We start from the raw sequence: 16807 nt of genomic DNA, 5'->3' as shown, positions 1-16807 counted from the left end.
GACAAGGAGAGACGCTATGCCTATACTCACGACGCATTTATTGCAGGATGTAATAGATATCGCCCAACAGGCGGGTGAGCATTTACGTCGCTTTTATCAAGATTCCGTCGTAGTTCATATGAAAGAGGATAATACCCCGGTGACAGAAGCGGATATGTTTGTTAGTCAGTTTTTAACGGAAAAACTGACCGCACTTACACCCGATATTCCTATTTTGTCTGAAGAAAATTGTCAAATTCCGCTGGAAGAGCGTAGTCGGTGGCAATCTTATTGGCTTATTGATCCCCTTGATGGCACGCAGCAATTTATTAATCGTACCGATCAATTCTCTATTTTAATTAGCTTGGTAAAGAACGGCCAACCGGTGTTAGGCGTTATTTATGCGCCAATATTGGAGTGCACATACTATGCTATGCAAGGTTTCGGCGCGTATAAAAAAACGGCAGAACAGCACATTAAACTGACATTTCGCGATATCAAACCGAATCGTGCCTTACGCATTGCCGTAGGCTCTTCCTCCGCGGCGGAAAAAGTGCGGTCGATTTTGAACAAGAATTTTGACTATGAATTTCATATTTTCGGCTCCAGTGGACTGAAAAGCACCATGGTGGCCGATGGGCAATGTGATTGCTACATCCGTCTGGGTTTAACCGGCGAATGGGACACCGCGGCGGCAGAAATTTTATTGTCGGAAATGGGCGGCGTGGTTTTTGATTTGAATTATCAAGCCTTAACCTATAATCAACGCGAATCTTTTGTGAATCCGAATTTTATTATGGCGGCGACGCAGGATTTTGCTTGGGAAAAAATCTTTCGCTCCGATTCATAAGAGCGATTGGAAATAAAACATCATCTTACCTATCATAAACACGAATTATTAAAACAAATGTGGTTTAACAAATGAAAGCAGAAAATAATTGTATTGTAATTTTTGGAGCCTCCGGTGATTTGACTCACCGCAAACTGATTCCGGCGCTGTATAACCTGTATAAAATCGGACGTTTGACGGAGAATTTCTCTGTGTTGGGCGTGGCTCGCAGCGAGCTAAATGATGAAACATTTCGTGAGAAGATGCGTCAGGCACTCATTAAACATGAAAAAGCCAACGGCGATATGCTGGAGAAATTTTGTTCTCATCTTTATTATCAAGCGGTTAACACCTCTGATGCGCGTGATTATGGCAAATTGGTGCCGCGTATTGATGAGTTACATGACAAATATCAAACCTGCGGCAACACCTTATACTATATGTCTACGCCACCGAGTTTGTATGGCGTGATTCCCGAATGCCTCGCCGCACACGGCTTGAACACCGAAGAATACGGTTGGAAGCGGATTATCGTGGAAAAACCTTTCGGTTACGATTTAAAAACCGCTCATGCACTGGATATTCAAATCCACCGTTTCTTTGAAGAACATCAAATTTACCGTATCGACCATTATCTCGGCAAAGAGACCGTGCAAAATTTGTTGGTTTTGCGCTTCTCCAACGGGTTGTTTGAGCCGTTATGGAATCGTAACTACATTGAATATGTGGAAATTACCGGCGCGGAATCTATTGGCGTAGAAGAGCGTGGCGGTTATTACGACGGCTCCGGTGCGATGCGCGATATGTTCCAAAATCACTTATTACAAGTGTTGGCAATGGTGGCCATGGAACCGCCGGCAATTATCAATGCGAATTCCATGCGTGACGAAGTGGCGAAAGTATTGCACTGTTTGCACCCGTTAACTCAGGAAGATTTAAAAAATAATCTCGTGTTGGGTCAATATGTTAAAGCTGAAATCAACGGCGAAACAGTAGCGGGTTATTTACAGGAAAAAGGCGTGCCTGAAGATTCTAACACGGAAACGTATATGGCATTACGCTGTGAGATTGATAACTGGCGTTGGGCGGGCGTGCCGTTTTATGTGCGTACCGGAAAACGCTTGCCGGTGCGGGTTACAGAAGTGGTGATTCACTTTAAAACCACGCCACATCCTGTGTTCAGTAAAAGCGCGCCGGAGAATAAACTGATCATCCGCATTCAACCGGATGAGGGCATTTCTATGCGTTTCGGCTTGAAAAAACCGGGCGCCGGGTTTGAATCCAAGGAAGTTTCGATGGATTTCCGTTATGCGGATTTAGCCTCTCCGAGCCTGTTAACCGCTTATGAGCGTTTGTTATTGGATGCAATGAAAGGTGATGCGACCTTGTTCGCCCGTACCGATGCGGTTCATGCCTGCTGGAAATTTGTACAACCTATTCTGGATTACAAGGCCGAACGCGGCAGAGTGTATGAATATGAAGCAGGCACTTGGGGGCCGACAGAGGCGGATAAACTCATTGCTAAAGCGGGTCGCGTCTGGCGCAAACCGTCGGGTGCGATGAAGAAAAAAGTGTAATTATTTGATGGCGCACGCGTTATCGCGTGCGTTAGTGAATAAGGCTCGCGTTAGAAAACGCTCACCATCATTTTAGGAAGAGAAAACATGAACTACATCACCTTCCCCACCGCGCAAAGTGCGGTGGAAAAAATCGCCCAAGAATTTGTGATTTATAGCCAAGTAAACCACCCCGTACACATTTCCCTGTCCGGCGGTTCCACGCCGAAATTATTGTTTAAAACCTTGGCGCAAGCCCCTTACGCCGATCAAATTAATTGGAAAAACCTCCATTTCTGGTGGGGCGATGATCGCATGGTGCCGCCATCTGATTCCGAAAGTAATTACGGCGAAGTACAAAAACTGTTGTTCGACTACATCAACATTCCGGCAGAAAACATTCACCGAATTCGTGGCGAAAACGAACCGCACTTAGAGCTTAAACGCTTTGAAGAGGAATTAAGTGCGGTCATTTCTGACGGCGTTTTTGATTGGATTATCCTCGGCATGGGCGCAGACGGGCATACCGCTTCCTTGTTCCCGAATCAAACCAATTTCGCGGATGAAAACCTCGCAGTGATTGCTAAACATCCGGAAAGCGGACAGCTCCGCATTTCCAAAACCGCCAAATTAATTGAACAAGCCAAACGAATTACCTATTTGGTGACAGGCGAAGGCAAAGCGGAAATCCTCAAAGAAATTCAAACCACGCCAGCAGAAAACTTGCCTTATCCCGCTGCAAAAATCAAAGCAAAAAATGGCGTGACGGAATGGTATTTGGATAAAGCGGCGGCAAAATTGCTATAACGGATGGCATATCAGACATCACGGGGTTCACAATATGATCGAATACAAAACCAACGTTCCCATTTCAGTAGAACAATTTATTGAACTGCTTAATAAAACCTCGTTAGGCGTGCGTCGTCCATTAGAAGATGAAAAACGTGTGGCGGCGATGTTACATCATGCTGATTTATTGGTGACCGCTTGGGATGGCGAGTTATTGGTGGGTGTCGCCCGTTCGGTGACAGATTTTGCATATTGTTGTTATTTGTCTGATTTGGCGGTGGACGAACAATATCAAAAACAAGGTATTGGTTTGCAGTTAATTGAACACACCAAACAGGCATTGCATCCACAAGCCAAAATTGTGCTTTTATCTGCTCCGCAAGCGGTGGATTATTATCCGCATATTGGGTTTACGCAGCACATGAGTGCATGGACGAAGAGTTAAAAAACGCTTGAAAAAGTAACCGCACTTTTGCGTAGCAAGAAGATTGATTACTGATAGCGTACGATTCATAGCGTGTGCTTGTAGATAAAGGCCCCCCCCTTTGATAGCGCGTGTCTCCTGACGCGTGCTGATAACTTACTAAATTTGTAAGGCACGCGTCGGGAGACGCGCGCCAGCGTAAATAAAAAACAATTGAAAAAACGACCGCACTTTTTGCGTGTAGTCATGTGGTGCAACTTATTGCACCAAAGTATTCAAATCGGTACAGCAACTTGTACCCTACAAACAGGAGAAAACAATGTCAGTAAAAGGCGACATCGGTGTTATCGGCTTAGCCGTGATGGGGCAAAACCTCATTTTAAATATGAACGACCACGGATTTAAAGTGGTGGCGTATAACCGTACCACATCCAAAGTGGATGAATTTTTACAAGGTGCGGCAAAAGGCACGAACATTATCGGTGCTTATTCTTTGGAAGATTTGGCGAGCAAATTAGAAAAACCGCGCAAAGTGATGTTAATGGTGCGTGCGGGTGAGGTGGTGGATCAATTCATTGACGCATTACTACCGCACTTAGAAGAAGGCGACATCATCATTGATGGCGGTAACTCAAACTATCCGGACACCAACCGTCGTGTGGCGGCGTTGCGTGAAAAAGGCATTCGCTTTATCGGTACCGGCGTTTCCGGCGGTGAAGAGGGCGCACGCCACGGGCCATCCATTATGCCGGGCGGTAACGAAGAAGCATGGCCATTCGTGAAACCGGTATTACAAGCAATTTCAGCTAAAACCGACAAAGGCGAAGCGTGCTGTGATTGGGTGGGCAAAGATGGCGCAGGCCATTTCGTAAAAATGGTACATAACGGCATCGAATACGGCGACATGCAATTAATTTGCGAAGCCTACCAATTCTTAAAAGAGGGCGTGGGCTTATCTGATGATGAGTTGGAAGCGACTTTCAAAGCATGGCGTAACACCGAATTAGACAGCTACTTAATCGACATCACCGCCGATATTCTTGGCTATAAAGATGAAGACGGTAACCGTTTAGTGGATAAAATTTTAGATACGGCAGGGCAAAAAGGTACGGGCAAATGGACGGGGATCAATGCCCTTGATTTCGGTATTCCATTGACCTTAATCACCGAGTCCGTGTTCGCCCGTTGCGTATCTGCTTTTAAAGATCAACGCGTTGCCGCAAGCCAATTATTCGGCAAAACCGTTGGCAAAGTGGAAGGCGATAAAAATGAATGGATTGAAGCGGTGCGCAAAGCTCTGTTGGCGTCAAAAATCATTTCTTACGCACAAGGCTTTATGTTGATTCGTGAAGCGTCTGAAAACTTCAACTGGAACATCAACTACGGCAACACTGCCTTGTTATGGCGTGAAGGTTGTATTATTCGCAGCCGTTTCTTAGGCAACATTCGTGATGCGTATGAAGCGAACCCGGATTTAATCTTCTTAGGTTCCGACAGCTACTTCAAAGGCATTTTAGAAAACGCCATGGGCGAATGGCGCAAAGTGGTGGCGAGATCCATTCAAGTGGGTATTCCAATGCCATGTATGGCGTCTGCGATTACCTTCTTAGACGGCTATACGTCAGCCCGCTTGCCGGCAAATCTTTTGCAAGCGCAACGTGACTACTTCGGCGCGCACACTTACGAACGTACCGACAAACCACGCGGCGAATTTTTCCACACGAACTGGACGGGTCGCGGCGGCAATACCGCTTCTACCACTTATGATGTGTAGTTTTTTTGAACTAATCAAATATCCTATTGCTCTAAAAAAACGGACGTTACGTCCGTTTTTTATTTTTATAAGGAGATTTTTATGATGAAAAAACTACTCGGAATGACCGTTTTATCAATGATTTTGGCCGCTTGTTCACAGCAAAGTGATCGCCCTGAGCCACCGCCACAAGAACCTATGGGAGCACAACAGGAAGTGATGGGCGCACCGCAGATGGCACAAAATAGCCAAATGGAAGCAGCCTTAAAAGCCTGTGATCAAAAAGTGGGTAAGACAAAAGATCAGGCTAAATTTGATGCTTGTATGAAAACCAAAGGTTTTGAACGGGCACCAGGTCCGCAGCCACAAGGTGCGCCTGTTAAATAATTCAAAAGCGCTTATAATGAACCGCATTTTAGTGATAAAGTGCGGTTTATTTTTTCAGAGTTTTTGGAGTTCAAATGTTATCAAAAGAACGTTTACAACACATTGCCGAGATGGAAGATATTTTGAATCAGTCGGAAGTATTCCTTGCCGAAGCAGAACAATTTTTACAAAAATGGCAAGACTTTCTGCCGAAAATGGAGGCCTTGGAGCGTTATTATTTTGACGGCAATTGGAGTGAGGATTATGTGGCTTATGAACAAGGCGAGATTCCGCCTGATTTTCCTTGCGGCGTATTGGGCGAAGACCCGGTGTTTAATGCGAGCGTTATGCAACGGGAGTTGGCGGTGCAATGGCTGAAATTAATCTGTCGGATTTTAGATAACAACAAATAACTTGTTAAAAAAATGTTACCCTGAATACGAAATTACCGTAAAATGAGTACATTCATTTTGTTATCTGATTTTTATGTTTTCTAAAGAAAAGCTGATTGCTTATATCCAACTCATGCGTTTAGACCGCCCTATCGGCACATTATTGTTATTGTGGCTGACATTGTGGGCGCTGTTCTTGTCGGTGAAGGGGATTCCTCCATTTTCAATTCTGATGATTTTCATCCTCGGTGTGATTTTTATGCGCGCTGCGGGTTGCGTGATTAATGATTACGCCGATCGAAATATTGACGGACAGGTGAAGCGAACGCTCAACCGCCCGTTGGCAACAGGTCGAGCGACGCCGAAAGAAGCGAAAATCTTGTTTATTGCATTGCTTGCTTGTTCGTTGGTTTTGGTGTTATTCCTGAATTTTTATGCCATTGTTTTGTCTTTTATCGGCGCCTTATTAACGCTGATTTATCCTTTCATGAAACGCTACACCCACTTGCCGCAACTGTTTTTGGGCATGGCATTCGGTTGGTCGATTCCCATGGCGTATGGCGTAACTATCGGGCAGTTACCCTTAGAGTGTTGGATTTTGTTTATAGCCAATTTGGCGTGGACAGTAGCTTACGATACGCAATATGCCATGGTGGATCGTGATGATGATTTACGCATCGGAGTCAAATCTACTGCTATTTTATTTGCGCAATACGATAATAAAATCATTACCTTGCTACAGCTTATTACCTTGGGGCTGCTTTGCTGGCTTGGTAATCTGAACTATTTCCACGTGAGTTATTTCCTCATGCTTGGCGTTGTCACTCTATTTTTCATATATCAATGTCGCTTAATCAAACACCGCAAACGGGAAGATTGTTTCAGTGCTTTCTTGAATAATAATTACTTCGGCATGATGGTGTTTGTCGCCATGCTGTGCGGTTTATTTATTCTCTAACTTCTCTTTATTTCCCGATATTTTTGTGTTAGTTCATAAAATAAAAATAATTCTCAATTGCATCTATTTTTTGTATTACTTTTTTTTTATAATCCCTTCTCTAATTTTTTTAATTTTAAGGAAGTGAAATATGAAAAAAAATAAACTCCTGGTGACAGCCTACAGCCTATTGCCGATAACGATAAGTTTGTCAACGGCCAATGTGGCACTTGCCGATGAAAAATTAGATGAAATTCAAGTGCAAGGGGAGGTTGATGTGACTCGCCAAACACAATCAGCGGTTGTTCATAAAAATGCCGAAACCATTCAAAAGGAACTCATTCGAGATACTCGCGATTTAGTTCGCTATACCACTGATGTTGGGATTAGTGACAATGGACGATTCTTAAAAGGATTTTCTATTCGTGGCGTGGAAGGAAACCGAGTTGGTATTAGTGTAGATGGTGTGAATTTGCCTGATAGTGAGGAAAATACATTGTATTCACGTTATGGCAATTTTAATCCTTCTCGCTTGAGTATTGATTCAGAGTTAGTCAGAGATATTGATATTGTTCGAGGATCAGATGCCTTTAATTCTGGTAGCGGTGCTTTAGGTGGTGGAGTTAATTATCATACTTTAGATGCGCAAGATATTGTTAAACCTAATAATAAATTTGGTGCCTTATTACGTGGTGGATATGCCAGCAAAAATAGTGAGTGGATCAGAACACTAGGTGTTGGGTATGTTGGTGATAAAGTGGATGCTATTTTTATGTATTCACAACGCACAGGCCATCAAATGAAGAGTAAGGGAGAAGGGCCTGAATTTAATTATTCGAAAAGCCAACATCCGGATCCGGCTACTCACCGTTTTCATAGTTATTTAGCCAAGGTTGGCTATCAAATCACTCCGCATCATAAGGTTGGCGTTGGTGTTAATGGCCAAAAAGGTAACCGATATGTAGATGAACGTAGCTACACTCTTTTCGGAAGTGCTTGGCGTGAAGCGGATGATCAGAATAAACGTATCAATGTAAACGCGTATTACCTTTATACACCGGAGTCTAATTACTTAGCGTTTGGTAAATTGAATTTTGATTATCAAAAAACAGATTTGGCAGCGGTCAACTATAAAGGACTACGCGATTGGCAAACAAACGAGAAAAAATTGGGTGAAGTTTTTGATCGTCGAATGAAAACCGAATTTAAACGAGTTTCTGCCGAGTTAGAAAGTATGCCGTTTAATTGGGGGGGAGAACATGTCTTCTCTTTTAAAACGTATGTAAGCGAACGGAAATTTAAAAATATTAACCATGATACCAACGAATATGGATTAGACGAATGGTACACCATTCAAAGACCTGTAAAAACGAGAATGTATGGAGCTTCATTAAAAGATCAAATCACATGGAATCCTCATTTTGAAAGCGGTTGGCAACCAACATTCTCTGCAAATATTGGTACTCGTTATGATTACGCCAAACTTTCTCCTAAAGGTTTAAATGCTGCTTGTAGTAAGGCTTGTTTGGCTGAAGGAGAGCCTGCTCAAAGTAGTTTCTCAAATTGGAGCGGCTTTCTAGGTTTAGATGCTCAAACAACAGATACTTGGAAATTTGGCTATCAGTTAAGTACAGGCTATCGCATCCCTACTGCCACCGAATTATATTTCAGTTTTACCAATGCTTATGGTACATGGAAATCTAATCCGGGATTAAAGTCAGAACGTAGTATCAATCATACGCTTTTTGCTAAGGCACAGAATGAAAAAGGTATGTTTGATATTCATTTATATCAAACCCGTTATCGTAATTTCTTGTTTGAACAAGAAAGTATTATTGAGCAAACTCAATATGGACGGACTTACCAAACACCAATGCAACAAATGGTCAATGTCGATAATGCACGTGTCAATGGTGTAGAAGTGAAAGGAAGTCTCAATTTGGATACCGTTCTTTCTGTCCCGAAAGGTTTAAAACTATATGGTGCATTAGGTTATAGTAAAGGTAAATTATCAAATTCAACTAGCTTACTTTCTATTCAGCCAGTGAAAGCTGTTTTAGGATTTGATTATGAAGATCCAAACGGTAAATGGGGTATTTTTAGCCGATTAACCTATTTAGGTGGTAAAAAAGCAAAAGATGCAAAAACGCTTGAAATTAAAACACGTTGTCTAGCGTGGACTGATGACCCTTGGCTAGGTAGATACTGTTCAAAAGAAGAGTTATATCAATCTGTTGAGAACTATAAGTATCTTAATAAATCCGCCTATTTAGTGGATTTATTCGGTTTTTATAAGGTTACGGAAGATATTACATTAAGAGTAGGAGTATATAACTTGTTTGATAAAAAATATCACACTTGGGATGCTTTGCGCGGCATTAATGCACACAGCACGACAAATAATATTGATAGAAACGGGGTCGGTCTAGAACGTTTTTATGCTCCAGGCCGCAACTATTCCGCTTCCATCGAAATCCGCTTCTAACCCAAGCTGAAATTCATCGTAAAAACAGATCGCACTTTGAAAGAACATTTCAAAGTGCGGTCAATTTTTTGTGTGTTTTTAAAAATTAATAGCTTGAGTTAATCAACACTTCTTCGTCATAACCACCGAGGGTTGGCATCGGTTGGTAAGTAGAGTTGGCGGCGCGCATGAGGCGGATGCCGCGAATGCCTGCTTCTTTGGCTGCAAGAATATCATCATCACTATCGCCATAGTGAATGCTGACTTTGTGTTCAATAATGCCCGGGGTTTTGTTGTATTTGGTGGTACGTTCCCGTCCGCCCATAAATTCTACCGGGTGCATATCTTTAATATTAAAGGCTTTTTGTAATACCGGGGTAACGCCGTCTTTATCGCCGGCGGTGCGTCCGGTGATGAAATAAATTTGGTCACCGCGAGCTTGGTGCATATTAATTAAATCCACAGCAATTTGTTTCGGAATGGAATATTGGTCACAACCCGCATTCACTTCGTTCCAGAAATCTTGATTTTTTAAGTAATCATGCTTGCCCGGTGAATATTTTTGTTGTCCATGATAAAAGCAAGGACTACTGAATAGGACGGTGTCGTCAATATCAAAACTTACATTAATCGGTGCTTTGCCTTCCAACTCTTTTTTCAGTTGGTCAACGGAAATCCAGTGAATCGGTTGTTCCACCAGCATTTCACGGGCGTTTGTGCCCGGGTTGGTGTAAGGTTCGGTTTTAGCCGCCATGGCGGGAATTGCTGTCGCGGTTAAGAGGGCGACAAGAGAAAGTTTAACGATATTTTTCATTTTGACTCCTAATAGGGTTGTTATTGTGTCGTAGCTATCCTACCCTTTTTGTTCTGTTGTGCAATTTTGAGCAATCGTTTGCTATGAAAAATTCTGATGGCGATCACATTTTGTGTGTATGATTGGTGAATAAACAATCAATATTATTTTATCCCTTGAATTCTCTTAATTGACCTCAATATAACCCCATATTTTCTATTTTTAAAAGGACAACATTATGACTACGATTGTAAGTGTACGTCGCAACGGCAAAGTAGTTGTTGGCGGTGATGGACAGGTTTCGCTTGGCAATACGGTGATGAAAGGTAACGCGCGCAAGGTGCGTCGTTTGTATAACGGCAAAGTGTTGGCAGGTTTTGCGGGCGGCACGGCAGATGCGTTTACATTATTTGAGTTATTTGAGCGTAAATTGGAAATGCACCAAGGGCATTTACTGAAAAGTGCGGTGGAATTGGCGAAAGATTGGCGCACTGACCGTGCGTTGCGTAAATTGGAAGCGATGTTAATTGTGGCAGACGAAAAAGAAAGCCTGATCATTACCGGTATCGGTGATGTGGTACAACCGGAAGAAGATCAGATTCTTGCTATCGGTTCTGGCGGCAACTATGCCTTATCTGCTGCCCGTGCGTTGGTGGAAAACACCGAGTTGTCGGCGCGTGAAATTGTGGAAAAATCTCTCAAAATCGCCGGTGAAATTTGTGTGTTCACCAACACCAATTTCACCATTGAAGAATTACCGAATTAAGAAATCATAAGGAATAAACTATGTCTGAGATGACTCCGCGCGAAATAGTGTCAGAATTAGATCAACATATTATCGGGCAAAGTGAAGCGAAAAGAGCGGTGGCAATTGCCTTACGCAATCGCTGGCGCAGAATGCAGTTGCAGGAGCCGATGCGTTATGAAGTGACACCGAAAAATATTTTAATGATTGGTCCTACCGGAGTGGGAAAAACCGAAATCGCCCGCCGTTTGGCAAAATTAGCCAATGCGCCTTTTATTAAAGTGGAAGCCACCAAATTTACCGAAGTGGGTTATGTGGGTAAAGAAGTGGATTCCATTATTCGCGATTTAACCGACAGCGCCATGAAATTAGTGCGTCAACGTGAAATCGTGAAAAACCGTGCCAAAGCGGAAGAAGCGGCGGAAGAGCGAATTTTAGATGCCTTATTGCCTACGGCGAAGAACCAATGGGGCGAAACAGAGAACAGCGATAGCCAAAGCAACACACGCCAGATTTTCCGTAAGAAATTGCGTGAAGGCCAACTAGATGATAAAGAAGTAGAAATTGATGTGGCAGGCGTGCCGATGGGCGTGGAAATTATGGCGCCTCCAGGCATGGAAGATATGACCAGTCAGTTGCAATCCATGTTCCAAAATCTGTCTAGTGGGCAAACTAAAAAGCGCAAAATGAAAATCAAAGAGGCGTTGAAAACCTTAATTGACGATGAAGCAGCAAAATTGGTGAATCCGGAAGAGTTGAAACAAAAAGCCATTGATGCCGTGGAACAAAACGGCATCGTGTTTATCGATGAAATCGACAAAATTTGTAAAAAAGGCGAATACAGCGGTGCGGATGTCTCCCGTGAAGGCGTGCAGCGCGACTTGCTACCGCTGGTGGAAGGTTCTACCGTCAACACCAAGCACGGCATGGTGAAAACCGATCATATTCTGTTTATCGCTTCCGGTGCATTCCAAGTGGCGCGTCCGTCAGATTTAATCCCGGAATTACAAGGCCGTTTGCCGATTCGTGTGGAACTTTCTGCACTCACTGCTGAGGATTTTGAGCGTATTCTAACTGAGCCGAACGCCTCTTTAACTGAGCAATACAAAGCCTTAATGGCAACAGAAGGCGTGAATATTGAATTCACTCAAGACGCTATTAAGAAAATCGCCGAAGCGGCATTTCGTGTAAACGAAAAAACCGAAAACATTGGTGCACGCCGTTTGCACACGGTGATGGAGCGTTTAATGGATAAAATCTCCTTCAACGCCAGCGACATGGATGGACAAACCGTTAATATTGATGCTGCTTATGTAAGCGAGGCATTAGACGATGTGGTTGAAAATGAAGATTTGAGTCGCTTTATTCTTTAATCTTTCTTTTTTCATTAAGGGTACGATAAATATCGTGCCTTTTTGTTTATCAAGTGCGGTGATTTTTTCTGTCGTTTTAAAAAAACCGCTAATAACGACCGCACTTATTCTTTGATATTGCTCAATATTTCTTGTTATTTTGCTTGAGATTAAAGTTGCTTTATCATTTTATGATGCACACCAATTTAGCATTAGTCAGGAGACACAACCTCTCTAAGATTAAGCTAAGCGAATATTGATGAGCCGGATTGTTACAAGCCGCCGGTTTGGCTAGAAGTGATTTTATCTCATGCGTTGAACCATCTGCAGAAGCTAAAGGTCTTAGATGTCGGCATAAGATCGGGTTTTTTGCTATCACTATGACTTTGACTAGGTATCCGGTGACGTTTATTGATGCGATGTCGAGTATGCCGCAGCAATCATGGCAAGGGGATATGTAAACCTTGCGTGAACTGCTTTGTCCCCAGGTTGTGGGGGGCCGCAAATTGGCGAACGATTATAGAATGATGAAGAAAAAATCAATTATTACTCTACCCCTATGTTTATGTTGATGGCATACAAATAAGCGTTGCGCGTACAGGAGAAATTTATGAAAAAAACGCTTTATTTTTTGACCGCACTTTTGGTCGCGTTTCCCGGTTGGGCGAATATGCAAAATAACGAGTTGGACTATGCTAGCACTAAAGATATTCGTGACATTAACCCGCATTTGTACAGTGGCGAAATGGCAGCGCAAAATATGGTGTTTGAACCGTTAGTGTTAAATACTGAGTTTGGCCCCCAGCCTCATTTAGCCGAGCGTTGGAGCATTTCTCCCGACGGTAAAACCTATATTTTTAAGCTACGTACAGATGTGACTTTTAGCGATGGAGAACCGTTTAACGCGCAGGCGGTGAAATTGAATATTGATGCGGTGTTGGACAATTATACCCGCCACGGTTGGCTTGAATTGGTACAACAAATTGACAGTGTACGCGTGATCGATGATTACACGATTGAACTGAAATTGAAAAACGCCTATTACCCAACGCTAACGGAGCTCAGTTTCACCCGTCCGTTCCGCTTTATCTCTCCACGTGCTTTCATTGCTGGCAAAACCAAAGATGGCGTACAGGGCTATGTGGGCACTGGCCCGTGGGTGTTGGAGGAACATGAACCTGAACAATATGCCCGTTTCACGGCAAATCCGAATTATTGGAGCAAAAAACCGAAGTTAAATGCCGTAGTATGGAATGTGATTCCGGATCGTCAAGCGATGTTGCTAGCCTTACAAAAAGGCGATATTCAACTGATTTTCGGTGCTGATGGCGACATGGTGAGTATGGATGCTTTTGATAAACTGAAATCGTCTAAAACCGTTTCTACCTTATTAAGTGAGCCCACTTCTACCCGTTCCATTGTGTTGAATAGTGGTCGTGAAATTACCGGTGATTTAGCCGTGCGTGAGGCATTGGAATCGGCCGTGAATAAACAAGGTATTGCGCAAGGTGTGTTTGCTAATTCGGAAAGCGTGGCACAAACCTTGATGGCAAAAAATGTGCCTTATAGCGATGTGGATGTGAAAGTATATGATTATGATGTGGCGAAAGCCCGCCAATTATTGGATTTTGCCGGTTGGAAATTAACTGCTGGCAAAGCTATTCGGGAAAAACAGGGCAAACCGTTGTCCTTGTTGCTTTCCTATAATATTAACAATGCGGGAGAAAAAGAAATTGCCGAACTGTTACAGGCGGATTTTAAAGAAATCGGTGTGGAATTACGTATTTTAGGCGAAGAAAAACAAGCCTATTTGGATCGCCAAAAGAGCGGTGATTTCGATTTGCAATATTCCCTTTCTTGGGGTAAGCCTTATGATCCCGCATCTTATATTTCGTCTTTCCGTGTTCCGACGCATGCAGATTATCAAGCTCAAAAGGGCTTGAGAAATAAACCGGAAATCAATTTGATTATTGGTGAATTATTGATTACGCCTGATGAAACCTTACGTAAAAAACTCTATGTGAATTTGTGGAAAACCTTGGCGGAGCAAGCGGTATATATTCCGTTGACCTATGCCCGTACCAAAGCCGTGTTTTCCAATGAATTGAAGGGCGTAGGATTTAATCAATCACAATATGAGATTCCTTTTGAGCGGATGTACTTCTCGTCAAAATAATGAAGAAGTTCCGTTCTTTACTCCGACTATGCTAAAGTGTGGTCGATTTTTAGAAAATTTTTGTAGTTAGAGGTTAAGTTGTTTAAAATGGCCTCATCTTTCATCAGCTTGAGTGTAATTATGCAGACACAGAAACTATTAGCCACGTTATTATTGGGTTCCGTGGTGTTAACTGGTTGCTCATCAACCATCGATCCGGAAACCGGTGAGCGTAAAGATGCCTTGGAAGGGTTCAACCGTAAAATGTGGGATTTCAACTATAAGGTTGCCGATCCTTATATATTGAAACCGTTGGCCAAAGGCTGGAAAGAGTATGTGCCAAGCCCAGTACGTACGGGGATCATTAATGTGGCTGACAATTTGGATGAGCCAGCCAGTTTTGCTAACCGCTTAGTGCAAGGCGAATTTAAACAGGCGTTAGTCCATTTCAACCGCTTTTGGATTAATACTATCTTCGGTTTGGGCGGTTTAATTGATGTGGCAAGTTACAGTGATCCGCTGAAAAAACAAGGCGATAATCGCTTTGGCGACACATTGGGCAGTTATGGTGTCGGCACCGGGCCTTATGTGATGCTTCCGTTATACGGTGCTGCGACACCGCGTCAGGATATTGGCAATTTGGCCGACACGACCTATCCGATGCTTTCCCTGTTAGGTCCTTGGAGTTTTTTAAAGTCCGGCCTGCAAGGCATAGATACCCGCGCAAAATTAATAGATAAAGAAGCGCTGCTTGATCAAGCACAAGATCCGTATGTCACTTTCCGTGAAGCCTATTTCCAAAACCTGGAACAACGCATTGGCAATAAAGAGAAAAAAGCGGAGCAGGCGTTATCAGACGATATACTCAATCAAATTGATTAACAGGAGATAGATTATGGAAATGTCATCCACACAACGCTTAATTTTAGCCAACCAATATAAATTAATGGGGTTATTGGACCCGAATAATGCAGCTAAATATCAACGTTTGGAAATCATCGTCAAAGGTGGCTTTGCTTTGGAATTGCGCGAACTGGACAGCGAGTTTTCTGCCATGTCAGAAGAAGAATGTCGCACTGTATTAAACACGTTAGAAATGTACAAGGCGTTGCAAATTTCTTACAACAATCTGGAAGATAAATCTGATTTAAGCGAGCACCGCTTGCAGTTTGTGGGTTATTGCGCCATACGTGAGAAAAAATTTCTCAGCTATCTTCGCTTTATCACCGGCGTGGAAGGACAATATCAAGAATTCATGCGTTGCGAACACGGTTGTGATTCCCAAACCCCAATGTGGGATAAATATTCCCGTATGTTGGAAGCCTGGAAAGCCTGCCCACATGAATATCATTTAAGTATGGTAGAAATTCAAAATATCCTGAACGCTTAAGAAAACGTTAAAAAAAAATCACCGCACTTTAGGTTTCAAAGTGCGGTGTTTTTTTATAGTGAATGGGTAACGATTACAAATAGAATTTCTCAACCACTTTTAGGTTGTCGTCTAATTTGTAAACCAACGGCTGACCGGTTGGGATTTCTAAATCCATGATATCTGCATCGGAAATGCCCTCAATGTGTTTTGCCAAGGCGCGTAGAGAGTTACCGTGCGCGACCACTAAAATACGTTTTCCGCTTAATAATGCAGGGGCGATTTGGTCATCCCAGAATGGAAGTACGCGTTCTAAGGTGACTTTTAAGTTTTCACCATCCGGAATGACATCGTCCGGTAAGTGTGCGTAGCGACGGTCATTGTGAGCGGAATTTGGGTCTTTCGGATCTAATAATGGTGGTAAGGTGTCATAAGAACGGCGCCAAATATGAACTTGTTCGTCACCGTATTTTTCGGCGGTAGCTTTTTTGTCTAAACCTTGTAATTCACCGTAGTGACGTTCGTTCAAACGCCAGTTTTTCACTTGCGGAATCCATAATTGGTGGGATTCTTCCAACACGATGTTACAGGTTTTGATCGCGCGGGTTAAAACGGAAGTGAAAGCAATGTCGAATTCAAAGCCGGCATCCAATAATTTTTTGCCTGCCGCTTTCGCTTCTTCCACACCGCGTTCGGTTAAATTTACATCACGCCAGCCGGTAAATAAGTTTTTTGCATTCCATTCACTGAAGCCGTGACGAATAAAAACTAATTCCATGATAGATCTCCTAAGATTAATTAAAAAAACTACGTCATTTATAGCAAAAAAACGCTTTTTTTGAAAGGGAAAACTCTGTTAATTTCCACCGCACTTGGGCTTAAAAATGGCTCATGCGATTGGTGT

The 16807-nt window shown here is 42.9% G+C and carries 16 protein-coding genes; 14 read left to right on the top strand and 2 right to left on the bottom strand.

Features of this window, described 5'->3' with window-relative positions:
- The first annotated feature begins 16 nt into the window (after positions 1-16).
- The 9 genes from cysQ to EL144_RS06195 all read left to right on the top strand — a co-directional run bounded on the left by cysQ (position 17) and on the right by EL144_RS06195 (position 9510).
- Positions 17-829, top strand: a complete 813-nt coding sequence (gene cysQ, locus EL144_RS06235; RefSeq protein WP_005704672.1) for a 3'(2'),5'-bisphosphate nucleotidase CysQ — start codon at positions 17-19, stop codon at positions 827-829.
- Between the two features lie 71 nt (positions 830-900).
- A complete protein-coding gene (gene zwf, locus EL144_RS06230; protein ID WP_005704674.1) occupies positions 901-2385 on the top strand; it encodes a glucose-6-phosphate dehydrogenase in 1485 nt (494 codons plus the stop codon).
- An 87-nt stretch (positions 2386-2472) separates the two neighbouring features.
- Positions 2473-3171: a 6-phosphogluconolactonase gene (gene pgl / locus EL144_RS06225; RefSeq protein ID WP_005704676.1), complete on the top strand. Its 699-nt coding sequence runs from the start codon at positions 2473-2475 to the stop codon at positions 3169-3171.
- Positions 3172-3205: 34 nt separating this feature from the next.
- The gene (locus EL144_RS06220; RefSeq protein ID WP_005702523.1) at positions 3206-3598 is read left to right on the top strand and encodes a GNAT family N-acetyltransferase; all 393 of its coding nucleotides are present in this window, start codon (positions 3206-3208) and stop codon (positions 3596-3598) included.
- A gap of 298 nt (positions 3599-3896) precedes the next feature.
- Complete coding sequence (gene gnd / locus EL144_RS06215) at positions 3897-5351, top strand: decarboxylating NADP(+)-dependent phosphogluconate dehydrogenase (RefSeq protein WP_005704677.1); 1455 nt, start codon at positions 3897-3899, stop codon at positions 5349-5351.
- Between the two features lie 81 nt (positions 5352-5432).
- Positions 5433-5717 (top strand): hypothetical protein, encoded by a 285-nt coding sequence (locus EL144_RS06210; RefSeq protein WP_050332914.1) that lies wholly within the window; start codon positions 5433-5435, stop codon positions 5715-5717.
- A 74-nt stretch (positions 5718-5791) separates the two neighbouring features.
- Positions 5792-6109, top strand: a complete 318-nt coding sequence (locus EL144_RS06205; RefSeq protein WP_005704679.1) for a DUF4298 domain-containing protein — start codon at positions 5792-5794, stop codon at positions 6107-6109.
- A gap of 67 nt (positions 6110-6176) precedes the next feature.
- Positions 6177-7046: a 4-hydroxybenzoate octaprenyltransferase gene (ubiA, locus tag EL144_RS06200; RefSeq protein ID WP_197718137.1), complete on the top strand. Its 870-nt coding sequence runs from the start codon at positions 6177-6179 to the stop codon at positions 7044-7046.
- A gap of 130 nt (positions 7047-7176) precedes the next feature.
- The gene (locus EL144_RS06195) at positions 7177-9510 is read left to right on the top strand and encodes a TonB-dependent hemoglobin/transferrin/lactoferrin family receptor (RefSeq protein WP_005704682.1); all 2334 of its coding nucleotides are present in this window, start codon (positions 7177-7179) and stop codon (positions 9508-9510) included.
- A gap of 85 nt (positions 9511-9595) precedes the next feature.
- Here the strand turns inward: EL144_RS06195 and aphA are convergent, their stop codons facing one another.
- Positions 9596-10303: an acid phosphatase AphA gene (gene aphA / locus EL144_RS06190; protein WP_005702531.1), complete on the bottom strand. Its 708-nt coding sequence runs from the start codon at positions 10301-10303 to the stop codon at positions 9596-9598.
- Between the two features lie 217 nt (positions 10304-10520).
- Here aphA and hslV point away from each other — a divergent pair, with 217 nt between their 5' ends.
- The 5 genes from hslV (at position 10521) to EL144_RS06165 (ending at position 15924) form a co-directional block, all read left to right on the top strand.
- On the top strand, positions 10521-11048 hold the full coding sequence (gene hslV / locus EL144_RS06185; protein ID WP_005704683.1) for an ATP-dependent protease subunit HslV: 528 nt from the start codon (positions 10521-10523) through the stop codon (positions 11046-11048).
- A gap of 20 nt (positions 11049-11068) precedes the next feature.
- Positions 11069-12400, top strand: coding sequence for an HslU--HslV peptidase ATPase subunit (hslU, locus tag EL144_RS06180; protein ID WP_005704684.1), 1332 nt, complete (start codon positions 11069-11071; stop codon positions 12398-12400).
- Positions 12401-12989: 589 nt separating this feature from the next.
- On the top strand, positions 12990-14555 hold the full coding sequence (gene nikA / locus EL144_RS06175) for a nickel ABC transporter substrate-binding protein (RefSeq protein ID WP_032995350.1): 1566 nt from the start codon (positions 12990-12992) through the stop codon (positions 14553-14555).
- Positions 14556-14675: 120 nt separating this feature from the next.
- Positions 14676-15416 carry an MlaA family lipoprotein gene (locus EL144_RS06170; protein WP_005704686.1) on the top strand — a complete coding sequence of 247 codons (741 nt, stop codon included), beginning with the start codon at positions 14676-14678 and terminating at the stop codon, positions 15414-15416.
- 13 nt (positions 15417-15429) lie between these two features.
- A complete protein-coding gene (locus EL144_RS06165; protein WP_005704687.1) occupies positions 15430-15924 on the top strand; it encodes a YfbU family protein in 495 nt (164 codons plus the stop codon).
- 73 nt (positions 15925-15997) lie between these two features.
- Here EL144_RS06165 and EL144_RS06160 read toward each other — a convergent pair whose 3' ends face one another.
- Positions 15998-16681, bottom strand: a complete 684-nt coding sequence (locus EL144_RS06160) for a 2,3-diphosphoglycerate-dependent phosphoglycerate mutase (RefSeq protein WP_005704688.1) — start codon at positions 16679-16681, stop codon at positions 15998-16000.
- Positions 16682-16807 lie beyond the last annotated feature (126 nt).

It is taken from the genome of Aggregatibacter aphrophilus ATCC 33389, from assembly GCF_900636915.1.
In the GTDB taxonomy this organism is placed as follows: Bacteria; Pseudomonadota; Gammaproteobacteria; order Enterobacterales; family Pasteurellaceae; genus Aggregatibacter; species Aggregatibacter aphrophilus.
Note: the sequence above shows the minus strand (reverse complement) of the source record. Positions and strands in the feature narration are given on the sequence as shown.